Below are 13,770 nucleotides of genomic sequence, written 5' to 3'. Positions count from 1 at the left end.
TATTACCACCTAACCGGAAGCGCAACTTCCGGCATGACATGACCAAATTCGTCTTCGTCACAGGCGGTGTGGTGAGTTCCCTCGGCAAGGGGATCGCCTCAGCCTCCCTCGCCGCGATCCTCGAGTCGCGCGGCCTCAAAGTCACCCTCATCAAGCTCGATCCGTACATCAACGTCGATCCCGGCACGATGTCGCCGTTCCAGCATGGCGAGGTGTTCGTCACCGACGACGGCGCCGAGACGGACCTGGACCTGGGCCACTACGAACGCTTCGTGACCACCCGCATGGGCAAGGTCAACAACTTCACCACCGGCAAGATCTACCAGTCGGTGCTGGAGAAGGAGCGCCGCGGCGACTACCTGGGCAAGACCGTGCAGGTCATCCCTCACGTCACGAACGAGATCCAGGAATTCATCAAGCGCGGCGCGCGCGTCGGCACCGCGCAGGAGGCCGAAGTCGCGATCGTCGAGATCGGCGGCACGGTGGGCGACATCGAATCGCTGCCCTTCCTCGAAGCCGCCCGCCAGATGAGCCTGCGCCTGGGCGCGAACCAGACGGCCTTCGTGCACCTCACCTACCTGCCCTGGATCGCGGCGGCGGGCGAGCTCAAGACCAAGCCGACGCAGCACACCGTGCAGAAGCTGCGCGAGATCGGCATCTCCGCCGACGCGCTCCTGTGCCGCGCCGACCGCAAGATTCCCGAGGAAGAGCGCGCGAAGATCTCGCTCTTCACCAACGTGCCCGAATGGGGCGTGATCTCCATGTGGGACGTGGACACCATCTACAAGGTGCCGCGCATGCTCCACGAGCAGGGCCTGGACGGCCTCATCTGCGACAAGCTGCGCCTGAACACGCCGCCCGCCAACCTGAAGCGCTGGGACGACCTGGTGCACGAAGTCGAGCACCCGCAAGGCGAGGTGTCGATCGCGATGGTCGGCAAGTACGTGGACCTGTCGGACAGCTACAAGTCGCTGAACGAGGCGCTCAAGCACGCCGGCATGAAGAACCATGTGCGCGTGAAGGTCGAGTACGTCGACTCGGAAACCATCACGCCCGATTCGGTCGGCCAGCTCGCGAAGTTCGACGCCATCCTGGTGCCGGGCGGCTTCGGCAAGCGCGGCGTCGAAGGCAAGATCCTCGCCGCCCGCTTCGCCCGCGAGCACAAGCTCCCCTACCTGGGCATCTGCCTGGGCATGCAGGTCGCGACGATCGAGTACGCGCGCGACGTCGCGGGCCTGAAGGACGCGAACAGCACGGAGTTCGATCCGGACACGCCGAATCCGGTGATCGCCTTGATCACGGAATGGGAAGATCGCGACGGCACGGTCCAGAAGCGCCACGCGAATTCCGATCTCGGCGGCACGATGCGCCTGGGCGCGCAGAAGTCCGACGTCACCAAGGGCACGCTCGCGCACAGGATCTACGGCGACGTGGTGGACGAGCGCCACCGCCACCGCTACGAGGCGAACGTGAAGTACCTCGATCGCCTGCGCGAATCCGGCCTGGTGATCTCGGCGCTCACCCAGCGCGAGCAGCTCACGGAGATCGTCGAGCTGCCGCAGGACGTGCACCCGTGGTTCATGGGCGTGCAGTTCCACCCCGAATTCAAGTCCACGCCGTGGGACGGCCACCCGCTCTTCAACTCGTACATCCACGCCGCCGTGGAGCACCTCTCGCAGGGCAAGAGCTCCGGCAAGGCGCCCCTGAAGGCAGTCGCCTGAACATCATGAAACTCTGTGGTTTCGACATCGGCCTCACGAGGCCGTTTTTTCTGATTGCCGGCCCCTGCGTCGTCGAGTCCGAGCAATTGCAGATGGACACGGCGGGCGCCCTGAAGGAGATCACCTCGGCGCTGGGCATCCCCTTCATCTTCAAGAGCAGCTACGACAAGGCCAACCGCTCGTCGGGCGCGAGCTTTCGCGGCCCCGGCATGGAAAAGGGCCTCGAGATCCTCGCGAAGGTCAAGAAGGAGCTGGGCCTGCCCATCATCACCGACGTGCACGCCGAGGCGGAGATTCCGCAGGTGGCGAAAGTGGTCGACGTGCTGCAGACGCCCGCCTTCCTGTGCCGCCAGACCGACTTCATCCGCGCCGTCGCGCAGTCGGGCCGGCCGGTGAACATCAAGAAGGGCCAGTTCCTCGCGCCGCACGAGATGAAGAACGTGATCGACAAGGCCCGTGCGGCCGCGAAGGAAAAGGGCCTGCCCGAAGACAACTTCATGGCCTGCGAGCGCGGCGCGAGCTTCGGCTACAACAACCTCGTCTCGGACATGCGCTCTCTGGCGATCATGCGCGAGACCGGCGCGCCGGTGGTGTTCGATGCGACGCACTCCGTGCAACTGCCTGGCGGCCAGGGCACGAGCTCCGGCGGCCAGCGCGAGATGGTGCCGGTGCTGGCGCGTGCGGCGATCGCCGTCGGCGTGGCGGGCGTGTTCATGGAAACGCACCCCGATCCGGCCAAGGCCCTGAGCGACGGCCCGAACGCGGTACCGCTCAAGCACATGAAAGCCCTGCTGGAAACCCTCGTTGCGCTGGATGCCGTCACCAAGAAGAACGGCTTCCTCGAGAACAGCTTCAACGCCTGAGCCGAAGGAGAACCGCGATGGCTGCCGGTTACGTGATCGTGACGATGAACATCCAGGACGCGGAGCAGTACAAGAAGTACATGGCACTGGCGCCGGCCACGATCAAGGCGGCCGGCGGCGAATACCTGGCGCGCGCTCGTGGAAGGTGTCGCCGCACCGGTGATGTGAAGAACAGAATTCCAACCCCATCGAAGAGAACCCTGAATGAGTGCAATCGTTGACATCGTCGGCCGCGAGATCCTGGACTCGCGCGGCAACCCCACCGTGGAATGCGACGTCCTGCTGGAGTCCGGCACGATGGGCCGCGCGGCCGTGCCCTCGGGCGCGTCCACCGGCTCGCGCGAGGCGATCGAATTGCGCGACGGCGACAAGGGCCGCTACCTCGGCAAGGGCGTGCTGCGCGCGGTCGAGCACATCAATACCGAGATCTCCGAATCGGTGCTGGGCCTGGATTCGACGGAACAGGCTTTCCTCGACAAGACGCTGATCGACCTGGACGGCACCGAGAACAAGAGCCGCCTGGGCGCCAACGCGATGCTCGCCGTCTCGATGGCCGTGGCGCGCGCGGCGGCCGAGGAATCGGGCCTGCCCCTGTACCGTTACTTCGGCGGCATGAACGGCAACCTGCTGCCGGTGCCGATGATGAACGTGGTCAACGGCGGCGCGCACGCGAACAACAACCTCGACCTGCAGGAGCTGATGATCATCCCCGTGGGCGCGCCGACCTTCCGCGAGGCGATGCGTTACGGCGCCGAGGTGTTCCACGCGCTCAAGAAGATCATCCACGACAAGGGCATGAGCGTGGCCGTCGGCGACGAAGGCGGCTTCGCGCCGAACGTCGCGAACCACGAGGCCGCCATCGGCATGATCCTCGAAGCCATCGAGAAGGCCGGCTACCGCCCGGGCGAGCAGATCGCCCTGGGCCTCGATTGCGCCTCCAGCGAGTTCTACAAGGACGGCAGGTACCACGTCGAGGCCGAGGGCCTCACGCTCGATTCGGGCGAATGGACCGGCATCCTCGAGAGCTGGGTCGGCAAGTACCCGATCATCAGCATCGAGGACGGCATGGCCGAAGGCGACTGGGACGGCTGGAAGACGCTGACGGACCGCCTGGCCAAGCGCGTGCAGCTGGTGGGCGACGACCTGTTCGTCACCAACACCAGGATCCTGAAGGAAGGCATCGACAAGGGCATCGCCAACTCGATCCTGATCAAGATCAACCAGATCGGCACGCTCACCGAGACCTTCGCCGCGATCGAGATGGCCAAGCGCGCGGGCTACACCGCCGTGATCTCGCACCGCTCGGGCGAGACCGAGGACAGCACCATCGCCGACATCGCCGTGGGCACCAACGCCGGCCAGATCAAGACCGGCTCGCTGTCGCGCTCGGACCGCATGGCCAAGTACAACCAGCTGCTGCGCATCGAGGAAGACCTCGGCGATGTCGCGCAGTACCCGGGCCGCTCGGCCTTCTACAACCTCCGATAACTCCGCCAGGTGGGCAAACGCATCGTCCCGGCCATCCTGCTGCTGCTGCTCGTCATCGTGCACGCGCAGCTGTGGTTCGGCCGGGGCAGCGTGGGTGCGGTGTCCACCTTGCAGGGCAAGCTCGATGCGCAGAAGCTCGCCAACGTGCAGGCGCAGCAGGCCAACGAGCGTCTCGCCAACGAGGTGCATGACCTGAAGGAAGGCCTCGAGATGGTCGAGGAGAAGGCGCGTTCCGAGCTGGGCATGGTCAAGCCCAACGAAATCTTCGTGAACGTCTCGAAGTGAGCTCCTGGCTCGAGGCCGTCGCGGTCGTGCTCGCGCTGGCGATGGTGTTCTGCAACATCCGCGAGATCCACTGGGGCTGGCCGCTCGCCGCGGCCAGTTCGCTCCTCTACTTCTTCCTGTTCTGGGAGAGCAAGCTCTACGGCGACGCGTCGCTGCAGGTCTTCTTCGCGGTCATCGCGATGTGGGGCTGGTTCCAGTGGCTGCGCGGTCATCGCGCCGACGGCTCGTCGCTGCACGTCGCGCAACTGAAGCCGCGCGGCGCGGTGCTCGCGCTCCTCGCGAGCGCGGTGCTGTGGCCGGTGACCGGCTGGTTCCTCAAGACGTACACCGACACCGACGTGCCCTGGTGGGACGCCTTCCCCACCGCGCTGTCGCTGGTCGGCCAGTTCCTGCTCGGGCGCAAGTTCATCGAGAACTGGGCCGTATGGATCGTGGTGAACGTCGTGAGCGTCGCCCTCTTCGCCTACAAGGGCCTGTGGCTCACCGGGGGCTTGTACGCCGTGTTCATCGCCCTCAGCTTCGTGGGATGGCGGGAATGGAAACGACGGCTGGCCTGAAGATCGCATTGCTCGGCGCCGAGAGCACGGGCAAGAGCACGCTTGCGCGCGAGCTGGCCGCGCATTTCGGGGCACAGGGCCGCAGCGCGATCGCCGTGCCGGAAGCGCTGCGCGACTGGTGCGCACGCGAGCAGCGCACGCCGCGCCCGGAGGAGCAGATGGCGATCGCGCAGGAGCAGGAGCGGCGTGTGGACGAGGCCGCAGCGAGCGCCCTGGCCGTCATCGCCGACACGACGGCGCTGATGGTCGCGATCTACAGCGCGATCCTGTTCGAGGACCACAGCCTGGTCCGTTTCGCCCTCGAGCGGCAACGCCGCTACGACGTCACGCTGGTCACCGGCCTGGACCTGCCGTGGATCGCCGACGGCCTGCAGCGCGACGGCCCGCACGTGCAGGCCCCGGTGGACGCCCACGTGCGCGGGATGCTCGGCCAGGCCGGCATTCCCTATCGCGTGGTTTACGGCACCGGCACGGAGCGCCTGCGCAATGCCCTTGCGGCGATCGACGCCTCGCTCGCGCCGCGCGAGGTCCGCCGCAACTGGGTGTGGCAGTGCGACAAGTGCTCCGACCCGGAGTGCGAGCACCGGCTGTTCCGCGGGCTCGTGGGCTGAGTCAGTGCACCCCTGAACTCACCGGCGGCTGGTCGCCCGGCGGCGCGAAGAGCTGCGCGGCATCGACGGCATCGAAGCGGTACTGCTGCCCGCAGAAATCGCAGGCGACCTCGATCTCGCCTTGCTCCGCCACGATGCTCTCCGCCTCCTCGCGGCCAAGCCCGCGGATCATGCTCGAGACGCGCTCGCGGCTGCAGGTGCAGGCGAAGTGCGGCCGCTGCGGCGGGAACTGCATCAGCTTCTCTTCCCAGAAGAGGCGCCGCAGCACCGTGTCGACGTCGAGCTCCAGCAGTTCCTGCCGTGTCAGGCTGGCGGCCAGCATCGCGATGCGGTTGTAGTCCTCGTTGCGCCCGATCTGGTGCTCGTTGCTCTCGCCCGCCGGCGGCAGCCGCTGGATCAGCAAGCCCGCCGCGACCTTTTCGTCGGCCGCGAGCACGAGCTTGGTGTCGAGCTGCTCGGACTGCAGCATGTAATGGCCGATCACCTCGCTGAGGTCGTCGATCTTCTCCCTGTGGTCGCCGTGCAGCGGCACCATGCCCTGGTAGGCCTGCTGGCCGGGCAGCTTGTCGCGCGGGTCGAGCGTGATCGCGCACCGGCCCTTGTTGGCCACGTTCACCATCTGGGCGAGGCGCGCGTTCGCGGCCACCGGGCCCACGACTTTCGCCGTCGCGCGCAAGGTCAGGTCGTGCTGCACCTCCGCGACCGCGACCTTCACCGGCCCATCGCCGAAGATCTGCAGGATGAGCGCGCCGTTGAACTTGATGTTGGACTGCATCAGCACGCCGGCCGCCGCCATCTCGCCCACGAGTTCGATGACGGGGTGCGGCCATTCCCCGCCCGCGCTGCGGCGGCGCCGCTCGAGGATTTCGGTCCAGGCGTCGGTCAGGCGAACGATGCTGCCGCGCACGGGCAGGCCGTCGAAGAGGAATCGGTGGAGCTCGCTCAAGCGATCCTCTTGAAGCTTCGCTGGTACCGATGCGCGTTCTCGACGTAGTGATCGGCGATGCCGGCGAACTTCTTCGCCGCCTCGTCGTCCAGCGTGCGCACCACGCGCGCCGGCGAGCCGATGATGAGCGAGTTGTCCGGGAATTCCTTGCCTTCGGTGACGACGCTGCCCGCGCCCACCACGCAATTGCGGCCGATGCGCGCGTTGTTGAGGATCACGGCCTGGATGCCGATCAGCGAGCCGTCGCCGATCGTGCAGCCGTGCAGCATCACCATGTGGCCGACGCTCACGTTGTCGCCGAGGACCAGCGGCACGCCGAAATCGGCATGCAGCACGGACATGTCCTGGATGTTGGTGTTCGCGCCGATGCGGATGTTCTCCGTGTCGCCGCGGATGACGGTGCCGAACCACACGCTGGCGTTCGCCCCCAGCACGACGTCGCCGATCACCCTGGCGTCCTCGGCGACCCATGCGCCGTCGCCGAGTTGGGGGGCTTTACCGTCGAGTTCGTAGATCGCCATGGGTACACTCAAGTGAAAAGGGGATTGTAGGTATGGAGCTGCGGCGACGGGCGCTGGAGGTCTTGTGCACCGCCGAGCCGGCGGAGAAAGCAGCGCAAGCGCGTGCCCTGGCGGAGACGGCTGCTTCACTTTCGATAGCAAACGGTGCGCCCGCTGCGATGGCACCGCTGCCCGGCCGTCCCGCCCGCCCCGAACTCATCCACCCGGCGAAGGTGCCGCGCCGCTCGCCCGCCAGACCCGAAGGCCTGGCCGCGCTGCTGCATGCCATCGCGCACATCGAGTTCAATGCGATCAACCTCGCGCTCGATGCGGCCTGGCGCTTCGACGCGATGCCGCGCGAGTTCTACCTGGACTGGGTGCGCGTGGCCGGCGAGGAGGCGTATCACTTCACGCTGTTGCGCGAACACCTGGCCACACTGGGTCATGCCTACGGCGACTTCGCTGCGCACGACGGCCTGTGGTCCATGTGCGAGAAAACGAAGGACGACATCGTGGCACGCATGGCGCTGGTGCCGCGCACGCTGGAAGCGCGCGGGCTCGATGCCACGCCGCAGATCCAGGACAAGCTGCGCCGCGTCAAGACACCCGCCGCCCTGCGCGCCGTGGACATCCTGGACATCATCCTGCGCGACGAGATCGGGCACGTCGCGATCGGCAACCACTGGTACAAGTGGCTGTGCGCGCGCCAAGGGTTCGACCCGGTCACCCTCTACCCGCAGCTCGTCGAGCGCTATGCGGCGCCCAGGTTGTACCCGCCGTTCAACGAAGCAGCGCGCCAGCGAGCCGGCTTCAGCGAAGCCGAGCTCGCCTGGCTCGCGCAGGACGTCAGGTCCCCGCCCCCACGCAGCTGAAGTTGGCCGCGTCCTCGACGCTGCCCGACCCCTTGTAGCGCGCGACCAGCGGATAACTGCACAGCGGCCGCGTGCGCGAAGCCGACCAGGTGGCGGGCACGTCGGCGTTCACGCCGCCGGCATTGCCCGTGCCGCGCGCGCTTGCCGTCACGCTATCGGGCGCCGTGCCCTGCTCCACCCACTTCACCAGCGGCGTGAGCATGTCGAACTGGTCGGTCGCGGGACCGCCCGAGCAGTGGTTCATGCCCGGCACGCGGTAGAACCGCGCGAAGTTCGTCGCGTCGCCGCCATTGTTCGCGGCCAGCGCGTCGTACCAGGCGGTGGTGTCGTCGCTCGAGAAGATCGGATCGCTGGTGCCGTGATAGACCATGATCTTCGCGCCGCGCTGCTTCAGCGTCGCGAGGTTGCTGGCGTTCGGCGGCGTCATGAACGACATGGCGCTCTCCGTGTAGGTAGCGTTCGTCGCGTTCACTTTGGCGAGCATCGTGTCCACACTGCCGCCCAGCGCAAAGGCCGGCCCGTTGAACGTCGCGGGATCTTCCGGCGGCACCTCCCAGATCAAGCCGACGGCGCCGGAGTCCAGGATCATCGGCACCGTGAACTTCCAGAAGCTCCAGCCGTTCGTGGCCAGCCCCGCGTCCCAGGGCCAGGTCGAGTAGATCTTCGCGCCGGTGCTCGTCGTCGCGCCCGCGAAGAGGCCCGCGATGGTGTCCTTCTGGGCGGCGCTGAGGCAGGTGCCGTCGCGCGCGCCGGAGCAGGTCGGCACGTCGCGCGCGATGCCGAACGCGGCCTGGCACGCCTTCGTGTCCTGCACGAGGCCGTCGACCGCGCCGTCCAGCGCGTCGCACTTGGCGAGCACGGCGTTCGAGACCAGTTGCCGCTCGGCGACGGTGAACGCCGTCGAGAGGTCGGCCGGGTTGGTCGCGAGGGGCGCGTACTTCTGTGCGCCGGCGATATTCGCGACCGCGGCCAGCGGCAAGCGGAAACCGGGATCGCCCACGAGGAAACCGTCGTACTGGTCCGCGTAGCGCGCGGCCGCCACCATCGTGTGGCGCCCGCCGTTGGAGCAGCCGCCGATGTAGGAGCGGTCCGGGCCCTTGCCGTACGCGGTCTGGATCACCGCCTTCGCCATCGGCGTGAGCTTGGCCACGGCCTGGTAGCCGTAATCGAGCCGCGCCTGCGGATCGATGCCGAAGGTGGGCGGCGAACCCAAGGGACCGCCCACGTGGCCCGCATCGGAGCTGATCACCGCGAAGCCTTGCTTGAGCGCCCCGGTGAGCGGCCCGCCGCCCCCTGACGGCCCCGCGGCCGGGACCACGGCGCCATCGGTGCCGCCATTGGCCTGGTAGAAGAAGCGGCCGTTCCAGTCCAGCGGCAAGCGCATCTCGAACCCGATCGCGTAGGCCTGCCCATCGACCGGGCTCACGCGCTGGAACATCTTGCCGGTCACGAGGCAGTGCGCCGGCGCCGCGATGCCGCCGACGGTCGTGCCTGCGGCAACGGAGGTCACCGAACCGATGGTCGTGCTCGCATACGAGATCTTCGTCGCGAGATCGCTGCAACTGCCGACCAGCGGCGCCGATTGCGCGGCGGCAAGCTGCGGCAGCGGCGGGCTGCCGGACGAGCCGCCTCCGCAGGCGGTGGCGAGGGCCGCGAATGCCGCGGCAAGGATCGTGAAGGGGGGGCGACCCGGCGGGATGCGCATCGACATGTCTCCTGGGTGGTGGATCGAAAGCTCGTATATCGTTAACTTACTTAACTATTAGTCGTCAGCAGATCGGGACAAACCCTCGACGCCATCGATCAGCTCATGAATGACTGGTTCGCTGGATGAATCTTCTGGCGCTTGGCACAATGCGCGGATGAGTTCCAGACGCGGTGCGCGCGACCATCTCACGCCGGCCGGACGGCTCGAAGAAGCGCGCCTGAAGAAGGTGCTGGGCTATCAGCTCGCGCAGGCGGCGATCGTGACCGATGCGATCTTCCGCGGCGAAGTCGGCGAGCCGCTCGAGCTCAAGCCGGTCGAATACACCGTGCTCACCCTGGTCGCGGAGAACCCGGGCGGCTCGCTCGCCCGCATTGCTCGCGCCCTGGCGGTGACACCGCCGCACGTCACGGCCATCGTGGACCGGCTGGAGGCGCGCGGGCTCCTCGCACGCGGCGCCAGCGCCAGCGACAAGCGCAAGCAGGTGCTGAGCGTCACGCGGGCGGGCGCGGACCTGGTGCGCAAGGCGACCGAGCGCATCCTCGCGGCCGAACAGGCGACCCTGGCGTTGACGCCGGGCGAGCAGGCGATGCTCGCGGAACTGCTGCACAAGGTGGCCTGCGCCCGCGAGGACGCACCGCGCGGCTGACCCTCATCGCAGCTGCAACAGCGTCGCCGCGGCCCACACCAGCAGCAGCACGCCGGAGATGCGCGGGATGTTCCAGGCCGCCGGCAGTTGCTTCTCGGCGATCACGAGCAACGTGAGCAGCGCGATCCACACCAGGTTCATCACGCCGAACACGAGCAGCAGCGCCATCAGCAGCCAGCAGCAGCCCACGCAGAAGACGCCGTGCCTGAGCCCGAGCCGGAAGGCCCCGGCGGGACGCATCGAGCCGTATCGCATGAGGAAAGACAGCGGCGCGCGGCACTGCGACAGGCAGGCGTGCTTCAGCGGCGACAGCTGGTAGACGCCCGCCAGTGCGAGAACCGTCGCCGACAGGACGGCGCTGCGCGACCAGGCCATCATTCCGCCGGCGAACCCGGTCGGCTCGAGAACGAACTCCACGATCGCCGCGACCACCGAGAAAGCGAGCCAGGCGGCGAGATAGCCGAGCAGCAGCGACCAGGATGCAATGACCGTGCGCCCCCCATGGTGCGCGAGCACGCGTCCGTACAGCAGCACGAGCGGCAGCGCGGCCGGCGTCATCATCGCGACCATCATCACCCACCACATCACGATCAGCGTGGACAGGTCGGCGCCCATGCCTGCGACGGTGTCCGGCTGGCGGTGCGGGAAGAGCGCGAAGACGGTCATCTCGCGAGCCGACATGCCCATGCCTGCACCGGCCCAGACATACATCCAGGCCAGCGAGGCAACGACGACCATGCCGGCGGCCACCGAGAGGCGGGTGCCCGCGCGGCCCGCCAGGCCTGCGCTCACGCCACCGCGCGATGCCGCACGACGCCCTTGTTGCTCAGGTGCAAGCGTGATTTTTCCTCCGCGGCAAGGAAGATCAAGCTAGCACAGGGGCGGCGAAATTTCAAAGAGCCCGGGGCGCTCGCAGTTTCAGCTTGTTCGGCAGCGGCGCCGCGCGCCGCAGCACGTCCTCGGCGAGCCACAAGGCCGAGCGGCGCGCCCGTTCGGACACCATTTCCAGCGGCATCTGCTGGTAGTCGTCGTTGAACACCTCGAAGCTGTAATCGCCGGCGTAACCCAGCGCGTCGAGCCGCAGCACCATCTCCAGCAGCTGCTGCGTGTGCACGCCCTCGCCGGGGAACACGCGGAAGGTGCGCGCGGTTGCCATGCGTTCCTCGAACGTGCGCGTTTCCTGCCACATGAAGTCCGACAGCTGGACCAGGAAGATCTTGCGCGCGTCGAGATCGTCCAGGGCTTGAAGCGGCGTCTTCGCGGCGAGCACATGGTACGAGTCGAAGCAGATGCCCAGGTTGGGGCAATCGGCGCGGCACACGACGTCCCACGCGGTCGTGAACTCGTTGACGGTGCGGCCCCACGACAGGCCCTCGTACGCGATGCGGATCCCGTGCGGGACCGCGAGCATCGCCAGCTTGCGCAGGTCGCGCGCGATGGCATCCAGGTCCGACGTGGCGTGCGTCGACACCGACGAGCACGCCAGGAGCACGTCGCAGCCCAGCGCCGCGCACATCCGGAGCATCGACTTGGCGATGTCCACCTTGTACTGGTGCAGGTGGCCCGACAGGCCCTCGAAATCGCGCAGCACCTGGAAGCCGGTGCCGCGCAATCCGCTCTCGCGCACGGCGCGCACGGCAGCCCTCCATCCGCCCGCATGGCCCACCAGGTCGTTGGCCTTGAGCATCACCTGGTCGAAGCCGGCCGCGCCGATCGCCTCGAGCTTCGCCTCGAGCGGGCCGGCGAGCGTGATGGTGTCCATGCCGAAGTCCCGCAGGGACTGCTGGCGTCCGGCAGCGGATGTCGTCATTCGTCGTGCACGAGTTCGAAGACCACGCCGCCCAGCCAGGACTTGGTGAGCGCGCCGCGCGCCTCGGTGTGCGCCGCGGGCGATTCGACGAACTCCACCCCCCTCGCCCGAAGCGCCTGCGCCGCCTTCATCACGTCGGGAACGCCCAGGCCCACGCGCTGGAAGTACTCGCCGGGATCCTGCGCATCGGGCGGCGGCTCGACCAGCTGCAGCATGAAAGCGTTGCCCGGCTCCAGCGCCGGGAAGCGCATGAGGTGCCCGGCCGGCATGATGCCGTAGCGTTCGTCGTCGGGGATCGGCTGCGCGCGGAACAGCTCGCGGTAAAACTCGATCCAGTCCTCGCTGCGCCCGAAGCCGATGTACTGCACCACGCCGAAGAAGTGGATGCCTTCGACCGGCGGCGGGTCGCGGTCCACACCGGGAATGGGCACGAAGTCCACGTCGTAGATCGAGAACTCGCGCCAGCGGTCCACGAAGTAGATCCGGCTCTTGCCGACGCCGTGCACGGCGGGGATGTTCAACTCCATCACCTGCGGATGGGTCTGCACTTCCCAGGCGCCGCGCTCGATCACGTACCGGTACGCGGCCCGCGCGTCGCGCACCCGCAGGGCGATGGCGGCGATCTCGGGAGTTTCCGGCAACGCGGCCTCGCCCTCGCCCGCCGGTGGATGCGCATTGATCACGACGTTGAGCGCGCCCTGCCGATACAGGAGGACCTCGCGCGAGCGGTGCCGGGCCACCGGGCGGAACCCCATCATCTCGAGCACGTGCCCGAGGGCCTGGGGCCTGGCGGTCGTGTACTCGATGAACTCGATGCCGTCCAGGCCGAGCGGGTTCGATTCGTCCGCGTGCCAGGGCTGCAGCGGTTCGCGGTGTTCGGTGGACGGCTTGGCGAGCAGGTCGCTCATGGCGGCTCCTTGCGGATTCAGTACTGCAGCTGCGCCAGCGCACGCAGCTTGTCCGGCGTGGTGGTCGGCAGCCCGAAGAACTCCAGGTACGGCGGGATCATCTCGAAGAGCATGTCGGTGCCGACCTGCACCGGGCACCCCCTGGCCTGCGCGGCGCGCAGGAATGCGGTCATCTCGCTCTTCATCACCACCTCGCCGACGAAGGTGCCCGGCTGCAGGCGCGACACGTCCACCGGCAGGCGATCGCCCTCGTTCATGCCCAGCGGCGTCGCGTTCACCACCAGACCGAAGCCGTGCGGGTCGCTGCTGCCGGTCCGGACGGCCACGGCCGGGTAGTGTTCCTTCAGGCGTGCCGCGAGTGCCTGCGCCGACGCATCGTTCACGTCATGGAGCGCGAGCTGCGCGGCGCCCGCGGCGGCGAGCGAGGCGGCGATCGCGGAGCCCACGCCGCCGCTGCCCACGACGAGGCAGCGCGCGCCCTCGACCGTGAAGCCCTTGCGCCGGATGCCGCGCACGAAGCCTTCGCCATCGAACTGGTCGCCGACGAGTCGGCCGTCCGCAACGCGCTTAACCGCGTTGCACGCGCCCGCGACGCGGGCAGCGGGCGTGATGTCGTCCAGCAAGTCCAGCACGCTGACCTTGTGCGGCATCGTGATCAACGCCCCGCGCACGTTCCCCAGCCTGAACAGGGCGGGAAGCACGACCTCGAAGTCCTGCGCCTGGCACGCCATGGGCACCACCAGCGCATTGATCCCCTCCCGCTCGAAGAACGGGTTGTAGATCATCGGCGCCTTGAAGGTGTGCGTCGGGTAGCCGACGTGCGCAATGACCTCGGTGTGGCCGTCGACCCGCATC

The 13,770-nt window shown here is 67.9% G+C and carries 16 protein-coding genes; 9 read left to right on the top strand and 7 right to left on the bottom strand.

Annotation, left to right across the window (positions count from 1 at the left end):
• Nucleotides 1-38: 38 nt before the first annotated feature.
• From pyrG to AC3EF3_RS06700, 7 genes are read left to right on the top strand one after another with little or no spacing between them, the layout of a single operon-like run.
• Nucleotides 39-1,721, top strand: coding sequence for a CTP synthase (pyrG, locus tag AC3EF3_RS06730; RefSeq protein WP_488531383.1), 1,683 nt, complete (start codon nucleotides 39-41; stop codon nucleotides 1,719-1,721).
• Nucleotides 1,722-1,726: 5 nt separating this feature from the next.
• Nucleotides 1,727-2,584 (top strand): 3-deoxy-8-phosphooctulonate synthase, encoded by an 858-nt coding sequence (gene kdsA, locus AC3EF3_RS06725; protein ID WP_488531382.1) that lies wholly within the window; start codon nucleotides 1,727-1,729, stop codon nucleotides 2,582-2,584.
• Between the two features lie 17 nt (nucleotides 2,585-2,601).
• Nucleotides 2,602-2,805 (top strand): DUF1330 domain-containing protein, encoded by a 204-nt coding sequence (locus tag AC3EF3_RS06720; RefSeq protein ID WP_488531381.1) that lies wholly within the window; start codon nucleotides 2,602-2,604, stop codon nucleotides 2,803-2,805.
• Nucleotides 2,789-4,072 (top strand): phosphopyruvate hydratase, encoded by a 1,284-nt coding sequence (gene eno / locus AC3EF3_RS06715; protein ID WP_488531380.1) that lies wholly within the window; start codon nucleotides 2,789-2,791, stop codon nucleotides 4,070-4,072. The genes AC3EF3_RS06720 and eno overlap by 17 nt, the downstream gene beginning before the upstream one ends.
• Before the next feature lie 9 nt (nucleotides 4,073-4,081).
• Nucleotides 4,082-4,357 (top strand): septum formation initiator family protein, encoded by a 276-nt coding sequence (locus AC3EF3_RS06710; protein ID WP_488531379.1) that lies wholly within the window; start codon nucleotides 4,082-4,084, stop codon nucleotides 4,355-4,357.
• Nucleotides 4,358-4,398: 41 nt separating this feature from the next.
• On the top strand, nucleotides 4,399-4,914 hold the full coding sequence (gene pnuC, locus AC3EF3_RS06705; RefSeq protein ID WP_488533747.1) for a nicotinamide riboside transporter PnuC: 516 nt from the start codon (nucleotides 4,399-4,401) through the stop codon (nucleotides 4,912-4,914).
• Nucleotides 4,893-5,525: an AAA family ATPase gene (locus AC3EF3_RS06700; protein ID WP_488531378.1), complete on the top strand. Its 633-nt coding sequence runs from the start codon at nucleotides 4,893-4,895 to the stop codon at nucleotides 5,523-5,525. The genes pnuC and AC3EF3_RS06700 overlap by 22 nt, the downstream gene beginning before the upstream one ends.
• Before the next feature lies 1 nt (nucleotide 5,526).
• On the opposite strand, the gene hslO is transcribed toward AC3EF3_RS06700, so the two are convergent.
• Entirely contained in the window at nucleotides 5,527-6,471 is a 945-nt protein-coding gene (gene hslO / locus AC3EF3_RS06695) for an Hsp33 family molecular chaperone HslO (protein WP_488531377.1), read from the bottom strand.
• Nucleotides 6,468-6,992, bottom strand: coding sequence for a gamma carbonic anhydrase family protein (locus AC3EF3_RS06690; protein ID WP_488533746.1), 525 nt, complete (start codon nucleotides 6,990-6,992; stop codon nucleotides 6,468-6,470). The genes hslO and AC3EF3_RS06690 overlap by 4 nt, the downstream gene beginning before the upstream one ends.
• 32 nt (nucleotides 6,993-7,024) lie before the next feature.
• Between AC3EF3_RS06690 and AC3EF3_RS06685 the strand changes: the two genes are divergently transcribed.
• Nucleotides 7,025-7,843 (top strand): ferritin-like domain-containing protein, encoded by an 819-nt coding sequence (locus AC3EF3_RS06685; protein WP_488531376.1) that lies wholly within the window; start codon nucleotides 7,025-7,027, stop codon nucleotides 7,841-7,843.
• On the opposite strand, the gene AC3EF3_RS06680 is transcribed toward AC3EF3_RS06685, so the two are convergent.
• Nucleotides 7,818-9,548, bottom strand: a complete 1,731-nt coding sequence (locus AC3EF3_RS06680) for a tannase/feruloyl esterase family alpha/beta hydrolase (protein WP_488533745.1) — start codon at nucleotides 9,546-9,548, stop codon at nucleotides 7,818-7,820. The genes AC3EF3_RS06685 and AC3EF3_RS06680 overlap by 26 nt on opposite strands.
• Before the next feature lie 157 nt (nucleotides 9,549-9,705).
• Here AC3EF3_RS06680 and AC3EF3_RS06675 point away from each other — a divergent pair, with 157 nt between their 5' ends.
• Entirely contained in the window at nucleotides 9,706-10,197 is a 492-nt protein-coding gene (locus AC3EF3_RS06675; RefSeq protein WP_488531375.1) for a MarR family winged helix-turn-helix transcriptional regulator, read from the top strand.
• 3 nt (nucleotides 10,198-10,200) lie between these two features.
• On the opposite strand, the gene AC3EF3_RS06670 is transcribed toward AC3EF3_RS06675, so the two are convergent.
• From AC3EF3_RS06670 to AC3EF3_RS06655, 4 genes are all read right to left on the bottom strand, one after another.
• Nucleotides 10,201-10,935 (bottom strand): DUF2182 domain-containing protein, encoded by a 735-nt coding sequence (locus AC3EF3_RS06670; protein WP_488533744.1) that lies wholly within the window; start codon nucleotides 10,933-10,935, stop codon nucleotides 10,201-10,203.
• Between the two features lie 154 nt (nucleotides 10,936-11,089).
• On the bottom strand, nucleotides 11,090-12,007 hold the full coding sequence (locus AC3EF3_RS06665) for a sugar phosphate isomerase/epimerase family protein (protein WP_488531374.1): 918 nt from the start codon (nucleotides 12,005-12,007) through the stop codon (nucleotides 11,090-11,092).
• On the bottom strand, nucleotides 12,004-12,915 hold the full coding sequence (locus AC3EF3_RS06660) for a VOC family protein (protein WP_488531373.1): 912 nt from the start codon (nucleotides 12,913-12,915) through the stop codon (nucleotides 12,004-12,006). Before AC3EF3_RS06660 ends, AC3EF3_RS06665 begins: the two co-directional genes overlap by 4 nt.
• 17 nt (nucleotides 12,916-12,932) lie before the next feature.
• On the bottom strand, nucleotides 12,933-13,769 hold the full coding sequence (locus AC3EF3_RS06655; RefSeq protein ID WP_488531372.1) for a shikimate dehydrogenase family protein: 837 nt from the start codon (nucleotides 13,767-13,769) through the stop codon (nucleotides 12,933-12,935).
• Between the last annotated feature and the right edge of the window lies 1 nt (nucleotide 13,770).

It is taken from the genome of Ramlibacter sp. GS1-15, from assembly GCF_057785015.1.
Note: the sequence above shows the minus strand (reverse complement) of the source record. Positions and strands in the feature narration are given on the sequence as shown.

Bases quoted from the DNA above. Each gene is read 5' to 3' on its own strand.
- pyrG (WP_488531383.1), top strand. From the start codon at position 39: ATGACCAAATTCGTCTTCGTCACAGGCGGTGTGGTGAGTTCCCTCGGC.
- kdsA (WP_488531382.1), top strand. From the start codon at position 1,727: ATGAAACTCTGTGGTTTCGACATCGGCCTCACGAGGCCGTTTTTTCTG.
- AC3EF3_RS06720 (WP_488531381.1), top strand. From the start codon at position 2,602: ATGGCTGCCGGTTACGTGATCGTGACGATGAACATCCAGGACGCGGAG.
- eno (WP_488531380.1), top strand. From the start codon at position 2,789: ATGAGTGCAATCGTTGACATCGTCGGCCGCGAGATCCTGGACTCGCGC.
- pnuC (WP_488533747.1), top strand. From the start codon at position 4,399: ATGGTGTTCTGCAACATCCGCGAGATCCACTGGGGCTGGCCGCTCGCC.
- AC3EF3_RS06700 (WP_488531378.1), top strand. From the start codon at position 4,893: ATGGAAACGACGGCTGGCCTGAAGATCGCATTGCTCGGCGCCGAGAGC.
- AC3EF3_RS06690 (WP_488533746.1), bottom strand. From the start codon at position 6,992: ATGGCGATCTACGAACTCGACGGTAAAGCCCCCCAACTCGGCGACGGC.
- AC3EF3_RS06685 (WP_488531376.1), top strand. From the start codon at position 7,025: ATGGAGCTGCGGCGACGGGCGCTGGAGGTCTTGTGCACCGCCGAGCCG.
- AC3EF3_RS06680 (WP_488533745.1), bottom strand. From the start codon at position 9,548: ATGCGCATCCCGCCGGGTCGCCCCCCCTTCACGATCCTTGCCGCGGCA.
- AC3EF3_RS06675 (WP_488531375.1), top strand. From the start codon at position 9,706: ATGAGTTCCAGACGCGGTGCGCGCGACCATCTCACGCCGGCCGGACGG.
- AC3EF3_RS06670 (WP_488533744.1), bottom strand. From the start codon at position 10,935: ATGGTCGTCGTTGCCTCGCTGGCCTGGATGTATGTCTGGGCCGGTGCA.
- AC3EF3_RS06665 (WP_488531374.1), bottom strand. From the start codon at position 12,007: ATGACGACATCCGCTGCCGGACGCCAGCAGTCCCTGCGGGACTTCGGC.
- AC3EF3_RS06660 (WP_488531373.1), bottom strand. From the start codon at position 12,915: ATGAGCGACCTGCTCGCCAAGCCGTCCACCGAACACCGCGAACCGCTG.
- AC3EF3_RS06655 (WP_488531372.1), bottom strand. From the start codon at position 13,769: ATGCGGGTCGACGGCCACACCGAGGTCATTGCGCACGTCGGCTACCCG.